18 protein-coding genes and 1 tRNA gene are annotated in these 16,030 nt (G+C 64.3%); 2 read left to right on the top strand and 17 right to left on the bottom strand.

The window, feature by feature from the left end; translation table 11 throughout:
- Positions 1 to 14 precede the first annotated feature (14 nt).
- The gene (locus tag BRA62_RS08770; protein WP_292366206.1) at positions 15 to 170 is read left to right on the top strand and encodes an ATP-binding protein; all 156 of its coding nucleotides are present in this window, start codon (positions 15 to 17) and stop codon (positions 168 to 170) included.
- Between the two features lie 87 nt (positions 171 to 257).
- On the opposite strand, the gene BRA62_RS08775 is transcribed toward BRA62_RS08770, so the two are convergent.
- From BRA62_RS08775 to BRA62_RS08805, 7 genes are all read right to left on the bottom strand, one after another.
- Positions 258 to 833 (bottom strand): class I SAM-dependent methyltransferase, encoded by a 576-nt coding sequence (locus tag BRA62_RS08775; protein ID WP_292366190.1) that lies wholly within the window; start codon positions 831 to 833, stop codon positions 258 to 260.
- A 291-nt stretch (positions 834 to 1,124) separates the two neighbouring features.
- Complete coding sequence (locus BRA62_RS08780; protein ID WP_292366191.1) at positions 1,125 to 2,162, bottom strand: hypothetical protein; 1,038 nt, start codon at positions 2,160 to 2,162, stop codon at positions 1,125 to 1,127.
- Positions 2,163 to 2,276: 114 nt separating this feature from the next.
- Positions 2,277 to 2,621 carry a DUF86 domain-containing protein gene (locus BRA62_RS08785; RefSeq protein ID WP_292366192.1) on the bottom strand — a complete coding sequence of 115 codons (345 nt, stop codon included), beginning with the start codon at positions 2,619 to 2,621 and terminating at the stop codon, positions 2,277 to 2,279.
- A complete protein-coding gene (locus BRA62_RS08790; RefSeq protein WP_292366193.1) occupies positions 2,618 to 2,911 on the bottom strand; it encodes a nucleotidyltransferase family protein in 294 nt (97 codons plus the stop codon). The genes BRA62_RS08785 and BRA62_RS08790 overlap by 4 nt, the downstream gene beginning before the upstream one ends.
- Before the next feature lie 154 nt (positions 2,912 to 3,065).
- The gene (locus tag BRA62_RS08795; RefSeq protein ID WP_292366194.1) at positions 3,066 to 3,542 is read right to left on the bottom strand and encodes a RidA family protein; all 477 of its coding nucleotides are present in this window, start codon (positions 3,540 to 3,542) and stop codon (positions 3,066 to 3,068) included.
- A 295-nt stretch (positions 3,543 to 3,837) separates the two neighbouring features.
- Positions 3,838 to 4,101 carry a hypothetical protein gene (locus tag BRA62_RS08800; RefSeq protein WP_292366195.1) on the bottom strand — a complete coding sequence of 88 codons (264 nt, stop codon included), beginning with the start codon at positions 4,099 to 4,101 and terminating at the stop codon, positions 3,838 to 3,840.
- A gap of 277 nt (positions 4,102 to 4,378) precedes the next feature.
- Positions 4,379 to 4,463: transfer RNA gene (locus BRA62_RS08805), tRNA-Leu, on the bottom strand.
- Between the two features lie 153 nt (positions 4,464 to 4,616).
- Here BRA62_RS08805 and BRA62_RS08810 point away from each other — a divergent pair.
- Positions 4,617 to 5,078 (top strand): cupin domain-containing protein, encoded by a 462-nt coding sequence (locus BRA62_RS08810; RefSeq protein ID WP_292366196.1) that lies wholly within the window; start codon positions 4,617 to 4,619, stop codon positions 5,076 to 5,078.
- 14 nt (positions 5,079 to 5,092) lie between these two features.
- On the opposite strand, the gene BRA62_RS08815 is transcribed toward BRA62_RS08810, so the two are convergent.
- From BRA62_RS08815 to argH, 10 genes are all read right to left on the bottom strand, one after another.
- Entirely contained in the window at positions 5,093 to 6,274 is a 1,182-nt protein-coding gene (locus BRA62_RS08815; RefSeq protein WP_292366197.1) for a PLP-dependent aminotransferase family protein, read from the bottom strand.
- A gap of 44 nt (positions 6,275 to 6,318) precedes the next feature.
- Complete coding sequence (locus BRA62_RS08820) at positions 6,319 to 8,058, bottom strand: DUF2070 family protein (RefSeq protein ID WP_292366207.1); 1,740 nt, start codon at positions 8,056 to 8,058, stop codon at positions 6,319 to 6,321.
- 83 nt (positions 8,059 to 8,141) lie between these two features.
- Positions 8,142 to 9,032, bottom strand: coding sequence for a carbohydrate kinase family protein (locus BRA62_RS08825; RefSeq protein WP_292366198.1), 891 nt, complete (start codon positions 9,030 to 9,032; stop codon positions 8,142 to 8,144).
- A complete protein-coding gene (locus BRA62_RS08830) occupies positions 9,029 to 9,367 on the bottom strand; it encodes a DUF555 domain-containing protein (RefSeq protein ID WP_292366199.1) in 339 nt (112 codons plus the stop codon). Before BRA62_RS08830 ends, BRA62_RS08825 begins: the two co-directional genes overlap by 4 nt.
- A 20-nt stretch (positions 9,368 to 9,387) precedes the next feature.
- On the bottom strand, positions 9,388 to 9,915 hold the full coding sequence (locus BRA62_RS08835) for a nitroreductase family protein (RefSeq protein WP_292366200.1): 528 nt from the start codon (positions 9,913 to 9,915) through the stop codon (positions 9,388 to 9,390).
- Positions 9,902 to 10,258 (bottom strand): hypothetical protein, encoded by a 357-nt coding sequence (locus BRA62_RS08840; RefSeq protein WP_292366201.1) that lies wholly within the window; start codon positions 10,256 to 10,258, stop codon positions 9,902 to 9,904. Before BRA62_RS08840 ends, BRA62_RS08835 begins: the two co-directional genes overlap by 14 nt.
- Before the next feature lie 56 nt (positions 10,259 to 10,314).
- Positions 10,315 to 10,617: a DUF5350 domain-containing protein gene (locus BRA62_RS08845; protein WP_292366202.1), complete on the bottom strand. Its 303-nt coding sequence runs from the start codon at positions 10,615 to 10,617 to the stop codon at positions 10,315 to 10,317.
- 86 nt (positions 10,618 to 10,703) lie between these two features.
- Positions 10,704 to 12,560 carry a Glu-tRNA(Gln) amidotransferase subunit GatE gene (gene gatE / locus BRA62_RS08850; protein WP_292366203.1) on the bottom strand — a complete coding sequence of 619 codons (1,857 nt, stop codon included), beginning with the start codon at positions 12,558 to 12,560 and terminating at the stop codon, positions 10,704 to 10,706.
- The gene (gene gatD / locus BRA62_RS08855; protein WP_292366204.1) at positions 12,561 to 13,790 is read right to left on the bottom strand and encodes a Glu-tRNA(Gln) amidotransferase subunit GatD; all 1,230 of its coding nucleotides are present in this window, start codon (positions 13,788 to 13,790) and stop codon (positions 12,561 to 12,563) included.
- Entirely contained in the window at positions 13,790 to 15,268 is a 1,479-nt protein-coding gene (argH, locus tag BRA62_RS08860) for an argininosuccinate lyase (protein WP_292366205.1), read from the bottom strand. Before argH ends, gatD begins: the two co-directional genes overlap by 1 nt.
- Positions 15,269 to 16,030 lie beyond the last annotated feature (762 nt).

Below are 16,030 nucleotides of genomic sequence, written 5' to 3' on the forward strand. Positions count from 1 at the left end.
GCGAGAGTATTGGGATGACCTCGAAGAAACGAGGCGTCGGCGAAGGGCTCGGACTCTACCTGGTGCAGATCCTCGTGGAACGGTACGGCGGCAAGATCTGGGTCGAGGACCGGGTGCCGGGCCATCCCGAGGAGGGAGCAGCGTTCCGGTTTACCCTGAAAAAGGCATGAGAGAAGAGAGGGACGGATCGTAGCCGCAAAGCCGGTGACGGCATCATCCCGCCGGGCCGGCACATCCCGCCGGGGCCGTGCGGGTGCCTACCGGCCTTTCCTCGCGGCGATAACCGAGAACCCGGCCCTCGAGTCGGCCTCCGTCACGCGAAACCCGGTGTGCCGGAGGAACTCCCGGACTTCGCACGACGAGTAAAAGCGGGCGCGGGAGAGGAATCTGTGTTTTCCCCTCTCGTGCAGGTATTTTTGGGCAATCTCTCCTTCCCGTTCGATGAACCCGAGAACGAACGAACCCCCCGGGACAAGGATCCTGTGGATTTCACAAAACGCCGAAACCGGGTCGTCCAGGAAACAGATGACCGTCACCATCAGGACGGACGAGCATGACCCGTCCCTGAGCGGGATCGATTCCGCCCTCCCGCGGATCACCTCGATCCCCCGGCGCCGCGCCATCCGCCCAAGGGCACATGAGGGTTCGAGTCCGAGCGGGATCCCGAGGGGCGCGGCAAACCTCCCGGAACCGACCCCCACTTCGACGGCACGGGAGTCCGGGCAGGGGAGGAAACGCCGGATCCGGGCGAGTTCTGTATGGTACTCGGCGTGGTACTCCTCGAACCACCGATCGTAGTCCCCGGCAAACTGTTCGAATACGTCCTCGGGCATTGTGTCTTCCGTCGATCACGCCCATACAGGCGTTCTTTCACCCGTTTCCCGACCCCCTGCTCTCTCTGTTTCAGCACCGAGAGATCCACCGGTCCCTCCCGGTAGGAGGTGAAGAGGAGATAGAGAAAATCCACCGTCAGGTGCATGACCTCCTTTTTGAACCTGACCTCAACGTTGGTGTCCCCGGCAAGGCCTTTGATGGAGAACCAGTCGGGCGCGGTGCAAGAACGTGAACGCCCACAGGATGTCCGCCGGCGTTGGTCGAGGAGGCGGGGGGGTGGCGCTCGGCCCCTAGCCATTCCCTTCCTGCAGCAGAGTGGAGATGTCTTTCTCGGTCCTGCAGAGGCGCACCATCGATTGCGCAATCCGGTAAGGGTCGATCTCTTCCCCGAAGAAGAACTGAAGCCTCGTCCAACCGAACGAGTCGGTAACCAGCTCGACCCGTTGCGTGTCCGGGATGGCCGTGGAGAGGTGCTCGCGGAGTTTGGGGAGGAAGCCTGCGATCGTCGGGTACTCTTTGTGGTTGACCTGTATCTCGATACTGATCGAATCCTTCCAGTCGCAAAACTCGTAGTGCACCGCTGCCGGCCACCCTTCGCGGCATACGCGGACGTTCTCACTTCCGGTCGCGTGCGTTGAGAATATGGGCGGCTTCATCTTCGAGAACTTCTCGACGATCGATCGAAGCCGTAACCTCTGCCGCTTTATCTCCGGATCCGTCTTGCCCGATACCAGGAAGCGGGAGTGATAGAAATACTCATGCCTGATGAGCCGGTAGCGCTCGACCACCAGCAACCGCAGATCGAGATCGCTGTGTTCGTTGAGGTAACTGAACTCCCTGATAAGGTCGTCCGGGGCAGCGTCGAGGACGATAATACCCCGGATCTGTCCCGCTCTCAGGTACGAGGCGAAATTGCTCTTCAACCGGGCGAGCCGGTCCTCGGGATTCTCTTCTCCTTCTGCACCGGCCATCAATTGGAGATTTTCTTCGAGAAGGCCTGCAGATCTCTCGTTCACTTCGTCGGGCGTAAGTCCGCCCATTGCAGAGAGACGGTCGCAGAGCCGGCCGATGACCTCGCGCCGCGACTCTCCGTTGCGGGCCAGTTTCACCTCGACGATAACCGGCAGCCCGTTGCTGTCGACGAGAAAGATATCGGCGAATCCGCCCTCGAACGGAAACTCCCGGCTGATCGTGACGAGTGCGGAATCGCCCCGGTCGACGAGGAGCACCGGATGCTCGGCAAGGATCTCCTGCAGCTCATACTCATTCCTGAAGGGTTCCGGCTGCTGGGCCAGCTCGCTCCCTTCGCCTATTCGTATCGCGGGCATCGAATCTCCATAGCGAATATGGAGGGGGAGGTTGATAGATGTTTATCAATGGGGGTGCCGGGGATTCGGAATGCGGCGGTGAACGAGTATCGTGTCAACCGCGCCATCCCGAAGTTACCGCCCGCGCTCCTGCTCGAGGATGCGGCAGATCTCCCGCTGGAGCTTTGGAACGCGATTGACGACGGTCCGCCAGACAAGTTGGGTGTCGACGCCGAAATACGTGTGAATCAGTTTATCTCGCATTCCCGCCATCTCGCGCCAGGGAACGGCAGGATACTTCTCCCGGATGGGCAGCGGGATCTTTTTGGCCGCTTCGCCGATGATCTCGAATTTCCTGATGACGGCGCTCTGGGTCCTGTCGTCATGCAGGAACTGATCATAAGTCATGCCTGCGGTAAACTCCTCAATCTTCTCAAGCGCAGCAGCAAGGTCCGAGAGATAGAGAGTGTGCGATCTCATGCAACAAGGAGGTCCCGGGTAACCTGACTGCGGATCTCCGGGCGAAGTGCCGCCTCCGGCACGACGTCCACGCCGGACCCGAGTTTTTCTTCGAGGTACTGTGACAGTCCGACGAAGTCGAAGAGATCCGCACCGGAGCCGAACTCGACGAGTACGTCGATATCGCTGCCCTCTCCCTGTTCTTCACGGGCGTACGACCCGAAGAGGGCGATGCTCTCGACGTGATACCGCTCTCTGAGTTCGGCCTTCAGGGAGCGGAGGATCTCGAGGACTTCGGTGCGGGTTTTCATGTGCGCAACGCTCCTGCTGTATGTCCTCTTACGCTCGCGGATTGCTTTAATCTATTGTTCGCCGTGGGAGCATCGGCCCCGGTCATCGCGGTATCCCCTGCCGAAGGCGGGTGCCGGCATGGCAGGTCCCGGAACCGGTGCGTTTCCGGCCGGGTCACCGCACCCTCGCGACCATCTCGATCTCGACCCTCGCCCCTTTCGGGAGGGCGGCGACCTGCACCGTCGCCCGTGCGGGGTACGGCTCCTGTAAGTACTCGGCGTAGACGGCGTTGACCGCATCGAAGTCCGCGAGGTCTGTGAGGTAAATCCGGGTCTGGACGACGTCCGAAAAGTCAAGACCCGCTTCGAGCAGCACAGCCCGCAGGTTCTCCATCGCCTGCCTCGCTTCACCGGCGGCGGTGCCGGAGAGGTTGCCGGTGGCCGGGTCGAGACCGATCTGCCCCGACATAAAGAGGTAGTCCCCGCACTGCACGGCCTGGCTGTACGGCCCGATGGGCTCCGGCGCGTTCTCCGTGTAGAGAGCCGCCTGTACCGGAGCGGGCGGGGCGGTGGATACGATCGCGTATACGCCGAATCCCGCGAGGATACCGCATGCAAAAACGAGAACCAGGATTATCGTGCTGCCATCCATAGCCTATCCCTGCCTGCTCAAGGCCGGAGCGTCCATATGAGGTGTTCGATGCGCCGGAACGTATACCTTTGGAGGTGAGCGGGAGGGATATCAGCAGTTCTGCGGTCTTCGGAGCAAACCAATTCTCCAACAACTGATTGGAGATCTACAGAAGGAGTTTTCTGGCATCGGCGGCTTTTCCCCCAATCTCTGGCGCATGAAGTCCCGGGCTTTGAGGCATACGCCGGCCCTGAAAAACTTGCACAACCTGTGCGAGAAATAGGTTGAGCGAAAAATTAGGTGTTACACCCCCCCATCACTGTGCCGCCTTCTTCTCCTGCACCGGGGGATTCTTGATCGTAACATCGATCGACTTCGAATTCTTCCCGCGAACCTCCACCTTGTAGGTGCCCGGCGCCGGGAACTTGTGCGCGAAGAACGTGTAGGTCTGCGGACCGCCGGCGGAGAGGTCCTGTTTCTTGCCGACCAGTTCGCCGTTGATCCACAACTGCGCCTTGAAGTGCGTGTTCCAGTCCGAGGAAGGTATACCCTCGTTGTCGAACCAGTAGCCGATGCTCACCGAGACGTTCGGGTAGTAGTAGTACGGATTGCCCTTCTCGTCGCGGCCGCGTCCGTACTGCCGCTGACCGTGGCAGTCGCTTCGACGGAGTTGATGGTTGCATCACGGTATGATAGTGCCATGCCCCCTCATTTATAAAAGTAGTATAATAAATTGCGTGTCCGGTGTGTTAGTGCCATCAGGTCCGTCAATATTGCGTGCGGGATCGTTTTGCCGCCATCCGGATTCGCATGCGGATATAGGGCATTCGTGAGATCCACAATCGTAAATTCCAGAATGCGAGGGATGGGATTCGAACCCATGGACCCCTGCGGGAGTGGATCTTAAGTCCACCGCCTTTGGCCGGGCTTGGCTACCCTCGCTCAAGAAGAGAACCAATACCTATTGTCAATGGAACGTATTAAGTCCGACGCCCGGACGGGTTTTCGGCGAAAACCGGATCCGGCAACAGTTCTCCAGGGCAACCCCCGGGCCCAAAGGTATTTGAGGCCGGGCCCGGAAAGCTGGAAACCGCCATGGAGACGAACCGTAACCCGGAGAGGCCCGAAGTGTCCTACTGGCACGTCTGGACCGACGAAGACGGCGTGAGCCGCCAGGACCGCTGCCGGATGAGCAACTTCGCGTTCGCGAACATATCGAGCGGTGCGGCGCCGTCGTGGATCAACAGGCTGAGCAATCCGGCCGCCAACGTCGTCGTCCTGGTCCTCCCCGCGGGCTGGGTGGGCGAGTGGCACGAGAACCCGGAGCCGCAATGGATCGTGCCGCTCTCGGGCCGCTGGTTCGTCGAGACGATGGACGGCACCCGCGTGGAGATGGGGCCGGGGGAACTCTCGTTCGGGAACGACCAGAACACCCGGCCCGACGAGCAGGGGCGCAGGGGCCATAGATCGGGGACAGTGGGCGACGGGCCCGCGGTGCTGATGCTCGTGCAGGTGGAGCGGGTCCCGGCCCCCGGCCGCCCCTGCCTGCCCGAATAGGGTGCAGATCCGGTCTAGGGCGCGAGCCTCCTTACCACTCTCGCCAGCCGGTGCATCCCCTCCGCGATCTCCTCCTCGCTGGCCGCCGAGAAGTTCAGGCGGATCGTGTCCTCCCCGCCGCCGTTGACGTAGAACGGCACCCCGGGGAGGACCGCGACGCCCTCCCTGACACCCTCGCGAAAGACCTCCATCGACGAGACGCCGTCCGGCAGGGTCGCGGTCATGAACATCCCCCCCTCGGGATTGGTGTGGATCGTGCCCGGCGGCATCAGGTCGTCGAGGAGGTCGCAGATCAGCCGGCAGTGCCGGCCGTAGACCCCAGAGACCCGGGCAACGTGAGCGTCGAGGTCGTGGGTCGCGAGGTAGCGGTGCAGGATCACCTGGCAGAGGAAGTTCGAGTGGAGGTCGGCCGCCTGCTTCGCGACGTTGAACTCCCGGAGGACCGGCGCCGGGGCGTATAGCCAGCCGATCCGCATCCCCGGGGCGACGATCTTCGAGAACGACCCCGAGATCACCGTCTGGTCCGGGAGGTAGCGCTTCACCGGCAGCCGCGGCTTCCCGTCGAAGAAGAGCTCCCCGAATGCATCGTCCTCGTAGAAGACCGTATCCGTCCCCTCGAGGACCTCCGCGACGCCCCGCCGCTTTTCCTGGGAGTAGGTCCTCCCCGAGGGGTTCTGCGAGTTCGGGATGCCGTAGAAGAACTTTGGCGCATGGTCCCGGACGACCGACTCGAACGCCGCGAGATCCGGCCCGTCCTCCTCCAGCGGAACCGAATAAAAATCGGGCTCGTAGAGGGAGAAGGCCTCGATCGCGCCGAGGTAGCCGGGCCGCTCCATCCCGACGGCGTCCCCTGGGTCGAGGAAGATCTTCGCGACCAGGTCAAGGCACTGCTGGGAGCCGTTCACGATCTGGATCTCCTCGGCGGTCGCCGGGAGACCGAGTCTTCTCCGGTAGCGGTCGGCGATGAACTCCCGGAGCGGCAGGTAGCCGTCCGTCGTCGTGTACTGCAGCGCCGTCCGCCCCTCTTCGGCGAAGACCTCGCGGGCCGCCTCCCGGATCCCCTCGACGTCGATGTAGGTCGAGCCCGGCAGGCCGCCGGCAAACGATATCACTCCGGGGACCGTCGAGACCCGAAAGAGCTCCTTGAGGAACGACTCCGGGACCCGCCTCATCCGGGAAGAAAACCGGTACTCCATGAAACCAGTATTGGGCGTCTCAAAAGAAAAAATGCCATCCCGCCCTACTGCAGTACGAGGTAGGCGAAGACCGAGAGCAGGAACGCGAGCACGAGAATCATGAAACTGATCGGGGCGATGAACGCGAGCATCGCGTTGACGGTGCTCGCGAGCTGCGAGACCCGCTGGGACCCGAAGACGACGATACCGTCGCACGAGGCCGTTGCCGCCCCCACCCGTGCCGGGGCGAGGTCGGCGACCGCCTCCCGGACCGCCTGCTCGACGTACGGGACGATCTCCCCCACCGGCACCACGTAGCCGACCGGGTTCTTGCCGCTGACGGTATTCACCGTGTGCGAGTCGGTGGTCATGATCTCGGCCTCATCGACAGAATCCAGCACCACCGCGAGCAGGTGCTCCCGGACACCCCGGGCCATGTTGTTCCCGTCGACCAGGACATAGGCCGCCTTCTTTCCGCCGACATCCGTCGCCAGCACCTGCACCCCGAGCGACCCGAACCCCTGCTCGCGGGAGAACGGGACCCGGACGTGGGAGACCCCGATCGCGAGCGGCTCCGCCGGAAGGTCCCGGGCGACGCGGAACCCCTCGCGTGCGGCGGCGATGTACTCCGTCGCGATCCGTGTCGCCGGGAGGATCGGGGAACCCACACTGGTCATGCAGTTGTGGGCGTCCACGAAGGCGACCTCCGAGAAAGAGCCCCGCCCTTCCGCCATGATCGTCATCCCGATCGAGTAATCGAGATCCTCTGTCCGTTCCGGGGACCGGGTGCTCACCATCAGGAGGGCGTCCCCGAACCGCTGGCAGAGGATCGAGACCGAGCCGGAGGCCACCCGAACCGGGCGGCTCGCGGTGCCTGAGAAGACAAGCCCCTTCCGGGACGCCTCAACGGCGCAGGCGATCTTTTCTATCTCGCTCTCCGAGACCAGGTTGAAGTCGTGAGTGGCGCACCCGTGGGCGACCAGCGTCTCCTCGGGAAACGTGTCGTGGAGGAGCCGGGGGAGATTGCCGCCGCCGACGTCGCCCATCGGCCCGGGGTGGACGTTCGGGACCGTGAAAAGGACGTCCTCTCCCGGGGCGCGGGAGAAGAAGAGCGAGATCTGGGGGACATAGACCTCCTCGCCGATCTCGCGGAAGAAATCCTCCATGTTCTTCGAGCCGTCGGTCAGGTGGGCGATGAAGGTGTTGAGGAAATTGAGCCCGCTTATCTGGAACGCCCGCTTCAGCGGGCGCTCGATCAGCCAGATCAGGAAGAAGAAGACCAGCCCGAAGACTGCCTGGAGGAGGAGGGCGTAGGGGACGAACCCGGGCGTGAAGAACCAGGCACCGACCGCTATGGCGGCCGCGCTCTGGAGGAACGCGGGGAGGACCATCCGGGCGATCCGGTAGTCGGCGACGGCTACGAGGACCAGCAGCCGAAGGCCGAAGACCAGGCCGAGAGCGCCCGCGTAGAGCACGGGGAAGAGGTCACGGCCGAAGACCAGGACCGGCGAAAGGCTCAGGATCACCGAGAGAACCGTGCAGGCCAGGGCGAGGAGGGCCGACCGGTTCCAGGTGATATGCCGGCCGGAGATCCCCACCAGCGGCACGGTCAGCAGGAAGGCGACCAGTGCCGGAACCGAGAACCCGAGGGTGCCGGCGAGGAAGAGCTCGTCGCCGGCCCGGTAGGTAGCGGCATCGATGAAGAACCCGAGCAGGACGATGATCGCAAGCGACCGCGGCCATGACGGGGCGGAGAAGATGTAGCGGGTAAGCCGCTCGACGCGGACGTCGGGGCCGGACTCCATCAGGCGCTCCCGGGTGCCGCTCTCGGGCCGGGAGCAGAAGCCGGCGCCTTCCCGCCGGCCATCAGCGCTGTGCACCCCATAATTCAGACAATTATTTCCCCGGGCTCACCAAAGACCTTCCGGTAGCGTGCAAGCATCCGTTCCCAGTCGGGGAGGTTCGTCTGGGTGCCTGTCCTCTCAACGACGAAGGACGAGACCACCGCCCCAACGCGGCAGCAATCGAGCGGGGCGTAGCCCCTCCGGAACGCGGTGAGGAACCCGGCACGGTAACCGTCGCCGGCGCCGGTGGGGTCGACCGCCTCCACCCTGACGGCCGGGACGTGGAACTCCTCGCCGTCCATGCTGAGCATGCTCCCCTCCGCCCCGCGCGTCGTGACCGTCATCGGGATCGATGCGATGAGCGCCGGGCGCTCCAGCCCCAGCATATCGCACATCCTGTCCATCTCGTGGTTGTTCGAGAAGAGGATATCGATGTTCGCGAGGATGATCTCGAGCTGGTCGGGCGTGTAGTGGAGGAGGTCCTGTCCCGGGTCGAAAGAGGCGAATTTGCTCTTCTGGGCCACCCGGACGTTGAAGTCGGGGTCGGCCGTCGCCATGTGGACGAAGTCGAGAGCGGGTACTTCCGCCCGGGAGAACTCTGCGGACGCACCCCACTCGAAGAAGGTCTCCTGGTCGCCGTCGTCGTCCGTAAAGACGTACGCGGTCGCGGTGCGGGCATCTTTCACCAGGGTGAAGTCCTGCACGATCTCAAGATCGTGCATCCAGAGGTCGTAGTCGCTGCCCGGAAAATCGGCGCCGACCAGGGAGACCAACCGGCACCGCTCTCCGAGCGTCGCGATCCCTGCCGCTATGTTTGCCGCCCCGCCGCCGAAGTAGACCGCATGATCGGTGATATAGGTCGAGTTGTGCTTCCCGGGGAGTTTCGGCACCCGGAAGAGGTGATCTATGGCGGTATGCCCGACGACGGCGATCATATCTCCTGCACTTCCTGGACCTTCAGCGGAACGTCGTGCAATGCCTTCCCGACGACCGACTTCGCTATCCTGGCCGCGTGTTCCCCGGACTCCGCACGGAAGACCTTCATCTGCAGCACGAGCCCGACGAGGGCGGTGTTCGCCACCACGAGAGCGGTGTTCAATTCGCCTTCGCAGAAGGGGCAGGCGATCATGCCCGCCTCGATCTCAACGAACTTCGCCGAGGGGTTGAGCCGTTTCCCGGCCTCGCTGATCGCGATGCTCACCGCGTCGTCCATCGACTTGACGTCTTTAATTATCCACGCTGATTCAAGCGTAACCAAATAATCCGGCATAATCTCTCCAGATTGGAATCCTACCAGGTCTCGCGGTGCACGTGCTCGTCCACCGGCATCCGCTCCATGGGCTCGAGCGGCGGCGTCCCTTTCCCGACCGCAAGAAGCGCGACGGGACGGAGATGCTGCGGGAGGCCGAGGACTTCGCGGACCTCGCCTTCATCGAACGCCCCGGTCCAGCACGAGTGCAGATTCCGGGCGTGGGCGGCGAGCATCATGTAGGTGCAGGCGATCGTGGCGTCCTCGAGCGCATAGAGGATCCCTCGCTCCCCGTAGTGCGACATCGACCGGACGTAGTTCGCGCAGACCACGAAGATCGCCGGCGCCTCCCGGATGTGTACCTGCTCGAGGGCCGCCGACGCAAGTTCCACCCTCACGTCATCGTCGGTGACGACGACGACGTCCCAGGCCTCGCGGTTGCCGGCGCTCGGCGCCGTACTCGCGCAGGCGAGGATGTAATCGATATCTTCCTCTTCGAGCGGCTCCCCGGAGTATTCCCGGACCGACGACCGTGCTCTTAAGAAGCGGAGAAAGTCAGAGGAGTTCATGTTCTTTGAGCGTATCCCATGCCGTCTGGGCTGCGGTCGTGACGGCGCTGACGGCCCTGCTCATCCGTTCCGACGCGGCGCCCAGCTCCATGCTCTCGGTCAGGCTGATCGCCTCGTTGAGGTGATCGATGGCCTTCCTGAACTCCCCGAGTTCCGTATCGCCGTAGGCAAACTCAAGCTCCGAGCGGATCGACTCGAGCACCATCACAAGCATCCGCTTTCCGCCGGGCTTCTCCTGGAGCGGAAACTGGATCAGGGCTGTCGTCAGCTGCGACCCCACAATCAGTTCGGATTTCGCCCTTTCGGCAAACTGATAGGTCCTGATGGCGGTTTTGAGATCCATACCACATACTGGAACTCGCTAGTATAAAAAGTATTGAAGGAGAAGAGGGAGACGGCTTATCTCGATTTCTGCTTGGTCCCGAGAGCCGACACCTTGGCGCGCCGCACGCTCCGGCGTACCCGCACGTCCATGGTCGGGGTGCCGCCTCCTCTACGTCCACCCCGGCCGCCGCGTCCACCGCGCCCACCGCGCCGCTGGTCCTGCCCTTCCCTGCTCGCCCGCTTCTGGATAGCAGCCATCGGCTTGAACCGCTGGTTCGGGCCGGGGTTCTTCACTTCGCCTTCACTTGCAGGGACGAGCCGTATCTGCCCCTTCACGCCCTTAACCTGGGCCCACTGGACACTTCCTGTCTTTCCCATGATAAAACTCCTTTATATTTATGAACTGATCCGATGATAAAAGTAACCCGGGGCAGGCCCGGGCCAGAGAGCGAGCGTGCCCGCAATCAGGAGAGCAGCCGCTTGAGCTCGCGCCGGAGAGTCTCGCTGACGACTTTCCCGTCCACGCTCCCCCGGAGCTCCTGCATGACGACTCCCATCAGGGGGCCGAGCGCGCCCATACCCTTCTCCCGGGCGAACGCCTCGCGTTCGGCCACGATACGGCGCACGATCGCCTCCACGTCCGCCTGCGAGACGGCGGGCCCCATCTTCTCGATGGCCGCATCCACCCGTTCTCCGGGTGCCCCGGCGCCTCCGGCGGTCCGCGCGAGTTCGGTGAGGAGGTCCGGGATCGCCTCTTTTGCCGCCCGCCCGGCCTCCACGGCCGAGAAGAGGGCGAGGAGCTCGTCTTCGCTCACCCGGCCGACGTCGACGCCGTCGCGGGCGAGTTCCCGGCAGGTGGCAAGCAGCGTCCGGGCCGCAAGGGTGGGGCGGACACCGGCGGCGACGGCCTTCTCGAAGAGCGGCAGCCGCTCGGAGAACGCCACCTGCCGCGCCAGCGCTTCGTCAAGCCCGAGATCCCGGGCGAACCGCTCCGCCCGGTCGGTGAGGAGTTCGGGGACTGCAATGCCCTCCCAGAGGGGCTCGTCGATCGCGGTCACGAAGACGTCGGTCTCGGGATACATCCGGGCGGCTCCCGGAAGCGGGCGCATGTAGGCCGTGCTCCCTTCTTCGAGCATCTTCCGGGTCTCCTCGGGCACGCCGGAGAGGGCCATCTCGGCGCGGATCATCACCTGCTCGGCCGCACAGCCGGCACGCTCTCTCCCGGCCGCCACGATGGCGACACAGTCCTCCTCCCCGGCGCCGACGAACTCTCGCAGGCGGGCCACCTCCTCTGCCGTGACGCCGTAGGCGGGGAGCTCGTCGGTGTGGAAGATCCCGCCGACGCCGCACTTCTTCGCGTAGTCCGACATCTCGCTCCCGAGACGCCGGCCGGGCTGGATCTCCCGCCCGACGAGGCCCGCAAATCCGCAGAGCCGGACCGCGAGGATGGACTTCGCCTTCTTTAAGATGGCGGACGCCGTCCCGGCAAAGAGGGAGGTGGCGTCGATCACGGTATGGTCCACCCGGGCACCGCGTTCCCGAAGGGTGTCGCGGATCGCAAGGAGATTAACCTGCCGCTCGACCTCGCGGCGGACCACCTCGGCGATGAGGTCGAGTTCCTGGACGCCCTTGATCTCCACCCGGGCGCCGTCCGCGATGGAGACGTTGATGTCCTGCCGGATCGTCCCGAGGCCGCGCTTCACCCGGCCGGTCGAGCGCAGCACCATCCCGATGTGCCCCGCGACCTTCTGGACGGCCTCGGGAGTGTGCATGCAGGGGGCGGTGGTGATCTCGATGAGCGGGATCCCCAGACGGTCGAGGGAGAAGGTTTCGTCCTCCACCCGCTGCGCCGCTTCCTCCTCGAGGCAGATCGTCTCGACCCGACAGCCGTCCGGGAGGGCGCCGGAGAGCGCGACGAGTGCCGTCCGCTGGAACCCGCTTGTGTTCGAGCCGTCGATGACGAGTTTCCGCATCGTGTGGACCTGCTCGACGGGGGTCATGTCGAGCATCTTTGCTATCGTGAGGCAGACCTCGAGCGCTTCGGGGTTCATCGGGGCCGGGGGCTCCTCGTCGTGCTCCACCAGGCAGACCGTGTCGTAGGTGTAGTAGCAGAACTTCCTGACAAGTTTCATCTCCTCGCGCGCCGCCCGGTCGATCTCCCCGAGTTCGCTCTCCGTCGCCCGGAGGTAGCGGTAAAACTCCCCGGTCCGCTCGGAGACATCCTGGAGAGCGGTGGGGCACCGGCAGAAGAGCTTCTCGGCCGTATCGAGCTGCTGGTGGATCTCGATCCCGGCTTTGAGGCCGAGTTTCTCGTAGTCCATTCAGACCGACCTCCACCGGATCTCGCCCGCAAGATCGGTCTGCATCAGCACTCTCACCCGTTCGGGGTCCGACTCGTTCCCGAGCACCCACATCAGTTTGACGAGCGCCGCCTCGGGGAGCATATCCTCGCCCTCGATGACGCCGGCGGCGAGGAGATCTCTTCCCGTATTGTAGACCCGGTCGCAGACCCGGCCGTGCAGGCACTGCGACGTCATGACGACGGTCGTCCCGTCCTCGATCATCTCCCGGAGTCTGGGGATCCACGCCGTCGCCACGTGCCCGAGCCCGGTCCCCGATATGACCAGGCCCGCGCAGCCCTCGAAGGCGTCGAGGACGCTCGAAGGCATCCCGGGATAGAAGTGGATGAGGGCGCAGCGCTCCTCGAGCGCATCGTGGAGTTCGGGCTCCTCCGCACCGCGCCGGACCGCCTCGTCCGAGAGGGTGACGGAGAGGGAGGGGTAATCGACGTAGCCGAGCGGTGCCATCCCCATGCTCTGGAAGGCGTCGCGCCGGGAGGTGTGCATTTTGCGGACCCTTGTCGCCCGGTGGACGGCACACCAGTCGTCGTTCGTCGTCGCGTGCATCACCACCGCCACCTCGCCGAGGTCGCCGGTTGCAACAGCGGCGCTGCAGAGGGCGTTCATGGCGTTGTCGGAGCTCGGGCGGTCGGCGGACCGTTGCGACCCGACGAAGACGACCGGCACCGGGGTCTTGAGCATGAACCTGACCGCCGCCGCCGAGTAGGCCATCGTGTCGGTGCCGTGGGTGACGATCACCCCGGCGACCCCGTGCCGGATCTCCTCGTAGATCGCCCGGGCGAGTTCCTGCCAGAGCGGCGGGAGCATGTTCTCGGAGAGGATGCTTGCGACCTGACGGTCGCGGTAGCGGGCGATATCCCCGAGTTCCGGGATCGCCCGCAGGATGTCGCTCGCCGAGAACTGGCTCATCACCGCCCCTGTCCGGTAGTCCACCCTGCTTGCGATCGTCCCGCCGGTGGATATGATGGCGAGTTCCGGGAGGTCGCGGCTCTGGACGACGACCCCGGCACCTGCTGGCGGCTGCAGGGCCGGCCGCCCGATGAACTCGATCTTTTCGGGCGAAGTTCCGATGTTGTAGCCGCTGTCCAGTTTGACGACGGTCATCCCGTCCCGCTCGGTGATGTAGGTGCCGGTGAGCGCGGTTCCGCCGTTCACATAGCGCACCCGGTCTCCGGTCTGAAGGTTCTCCATTATGCTGCCAGCCTCCGTGATTCAAGGATAAGGTCTTCAAATGCGCCTAAGAGCGCCGTCCGGGTCTCCTCCGCCCATGCCGTATCCCGGGCGAGGAGGCCCTTCTGTTCCGCAAGCTGCACCGCGACCGCCGCGGGCGCCGGGCCGCCGACGATGCTCCTGACCGCAACGGCGTGGCGCGGGTCGAGGACGGAGTCGATCTTCTCCTGGGTCATTCCCGGTTCCACGACCGAGATGCCGGCCGCTTCCCGGGCGGCGTCCTCGAGCGTGGCGAGGTCGAGCGATCCGTGCCTGACCGCCCGCCCGACGATCCGGTGAGCGGTGCGGAATGCAAGTCCGTATTCCCGGACGAGGACGTCGGCAAGTTCCGTCGCGGTGGAGAATCCCCTGCCCGCCTCGGCGCCCATCCGTTCCGTATCGAAGGCCGCAGAACCGATCATGCCGGATAACAGCGGGATGCTCTGCCGGGCGGCCTCCACGCCGCGCCAGAGATGCGGGGTCAGTTCCTGGAGGTCGCGGTTGTAACTCATGGGGAGACCCTTGGTGATCGTGATCGCCGCAGTAAGCGAACCTGCGACCGACCCGGCCTTCGCCCGCATGATCTCCGCCACATCCGGGTTCTTCTTCTGGGGCATGATCGAGGAGGAGGAGCAGTAGGCGTCGTCGAGCCGGACGAACCCGACGAACGCGGTGCTCCAGAGGACCAGCTCCTCGCAGAGCCGGCTCGCCGTCGTCATGCAGACCGCGGCGTCGGAGAGCACCTCGATAGCGAAGTCCCGGGCGGCGACCGCGTCCATGCTATTTCCCGCCGGGCGGGCGAACCCGAGGAGCCGGGCGGTGTAGTCGCGGTCGAGGGGAAAGCCGGTCGAAGCGAACGCCGCAGAACCGAGAGGGGAGATGTCCACCCGGGCATACGCCTCCCGCAGCCGGGCCGTATCCCGGGAGAAGGCCTGCTCGTAGGCGAGGAGGTAGTGGGCCAGCGTCGTGGGCTGGGCGTGCTGGAGGTGGGTGAAGCCCGGCATCACCGTCTCCGTGTGCACGGCGGCAGTCTCTATCAGGGTCCGCCGGAGATCGGCGAGCGACTGCACGAGGGCGATGATCTCCTCCTTGAGCCTCATCCTGATGCAGGTGGCGACCTCGTCGTTGCGGGACCGACCCATGTGAAGGCGGCCGCCGAAGTCCTCGCCCACCCGGTCGATGAGGTAGGCCTCCTTGCCCGCGTGGACGTCCTCGAACCGCTCGTCGAACGCCTCCTCCGGGAGGCCGTGGTCGTAAAGATCGAGGAGCGCCGCCATCAGCGCACGTGCCGGGGCCTCGTCGATGATCTTCTGCCGCCGGAGGCCGAGGAGGTGCGCCATATCCACGAGGAGGTCCGCCTTCGCGATCCAGCGGTCGGCGTCCATCGATGCAAGAAAGTGCTCGAGATCGCCCGACCGTTCTCCCGAAAGGCGGCCCTGCCGAATCTGATCCGAACGCATTATATCAACAGTCCTGTCTGTACCGTTTGACCGGGGGAGAGATTAAAACCACGCACGGGGTGGGGGGAGGGGATGACGATGCGCTGGCTCTTTGAACCGCCACACTCGCAATACTCATGCTTATACCTCAAAGTCCTGCGATATCTTCAAGATCCTGATGTTTAGCGGTCACATTTCGAAACATCATAAACCCGTATACGGATTTCCATTGCTACGCACCTAGCGGTGCTCGTGCTCCGTTCCTATCAGAACGTCGCCAGTCCAAGACCTTCGGTCTTCTCCTGCTCCTGCCCCCGCACCTAACGGTGCTCCAGCTCCGTTCCTCGAAACCCTTCGGGTTTCTCGAACTCCTGTCCTTCAGACAGTCGTTCCTCCGGAACATCGCACCTTCGGCCAGTCGTATATCGCCACGCACTGCCCCCGCCCCTCGGGGCGGGCCGAAGGCCGGGCGAGGTGCGACGGACAGGACGTCCGGATCTCGAGAAGACTACGGGTCTTCGAGTGGAGATTACATATGTCCTTTTTCCGAGAGACAGGGGAGGGGGCATGCCCCCTCCCCGTCGGCCCCACCCTCAATGGCGATAGCCCCCACGGTCCACTGCATGGGGAGATCCTGGAAAAGAAAAGAATCCCAACTCGCTCCCGGGACACGGCTTCCCACCGGCTATCGCCATGACTGCCCCCGTCCCTTGGGGCGGGGAACGACGCTCCGCTAGGAGCGGAGTTTGAGCACCGAAGGTGCGGGGGAGGAGCGCGAAGCGC

Origin of the sequence: Methanoculleus sp. UBA208 (assembly GCF_002498065.1) — an archaeon.
Lineage (GTDB): Archaea > Halobacteriota > Methanomicrobia > Methanomicrobiales > Methanoculleaceae > Methanoculleus.

Bases quoted from the DNA above. Each gene is read 5' to 3' on its own strand.
- BRA62_RS08795 (WP_292366194.1), bottom strand. From the start codon at position 3,542: ATGGATGGCAGCACGATAATCCTGGTTCTCGTTTTTGCATGCGGTATC.
- BRA62_RS08840 (WP_292366201.1), bottom strand. From the start codon at position 10,258: ATGGATCTCAAAACCGCCATCAGGACCTATCAGTTTGCCGAAAGGGCG.
- BRA62_RS08790 (WP_292366193.1), bottom strand. From the start codon at position 2,911: ATGAAAACCCGCACCGAAGTCCTCGAGATCCTCCGCTCCCTGAAGGCC.
- gatD (WP_292366204.1), bottom strand. From the start codon at position 13,790: ATGGAGAACCTTCAGACCGGAGACCGGGTGCGCTATGTGAACGGCGGA.
- BRA62_RS08775 (WP_292366190.1), bottom strand. From the start codon at position 833: ATGCCCGAGGACGTATTCGAACAGTTTGCCGGGGACTACGATCGGTGG.
- BRA62_RS08780 (WP_292366191.1), bottom strand. From the start codon at position 2,162: ATGCCCGCGATACGAATAGGCGAAGGGAGCGAGCTGGCCCAGCAGCCG.
- BRA62_RS08825 (WP_292366198.1), bottom strand. From the start codon at position 9,032: ATGATCGCCGTCGTCGGGCATACCGCCATAGATCACCTCTTCCGGGTG.
- BRA62_RS08845 (WP_292366202.1), bottom strand. From the start codon at position 10,617: ATGGGAAAGACAGGAAGTGTCCAGTGGGCCCAGGTTAAGGGCGTGAAG.
- BRA62_RS08835 (WP_292366200.1), bottom strand. From the start codon at position 9,915: ATGAACTCCTCTGACTTTCTCCGCTTCTTAAGAGCACGGTCGTCGGTC.
- gatE (WP_292366203.1), bottom strand. From the start codon at position 12,560: ATGGACTACGAGAAACTCGGCCTCAAAGCCGGGATCGAGATCCACCAG.
- BRA62_RS08815 (WP_292366197.1), bottom strand. From the start codon at position 6,274: ATGGAGTACCGGTTTTCTTCCCGGATGAGGCGGGTCCCGGAGTCGTTC.
- BRA62_RS08785 (WP_292366192.1), bottom strand. From the start codon at position 2,621: ATGAGATCGCACACTCTCTATCTCTCGGACCTTGCTGCTGCGCTTGAG.
- BRA62_RS08830 (WP_292366199.1), bottom strand. From the start codon at position 9,367: ATGCCGGATTATTTGGTTACGCTTGAATCAGCGTGGATAATTAAAGAC.
- BRA62_RS08770 (WP_292366206.1), top strand. From the start codon at position 15: ATGACCTCGAAGAAACGAGGCGTCGGCGAAGGGCTCGGACTCTACCTG.
- argH (WP_292366205.1), bottom strand. From the start codon at position 15,268: ATGCGTTCGGATCAGATTCGGCAGGGCCGCCTTTCGGGAGAACGGTCG.
- BRA62_RS08810 (WP_292366196.1), top strand. From the start codon at position 4,617: ATGGAGACGAACCGTAACCCGGAGAGGCCCGAAGTGTCCTACTGGCAC.
- BRA62_RS08820 (WP_292366207.1), bottom strand. From the start codon at position 8,058: ATGGAGTCCGGCCCCGACGTCCGCGTCGAGCGGCTTACCCGCTACATC.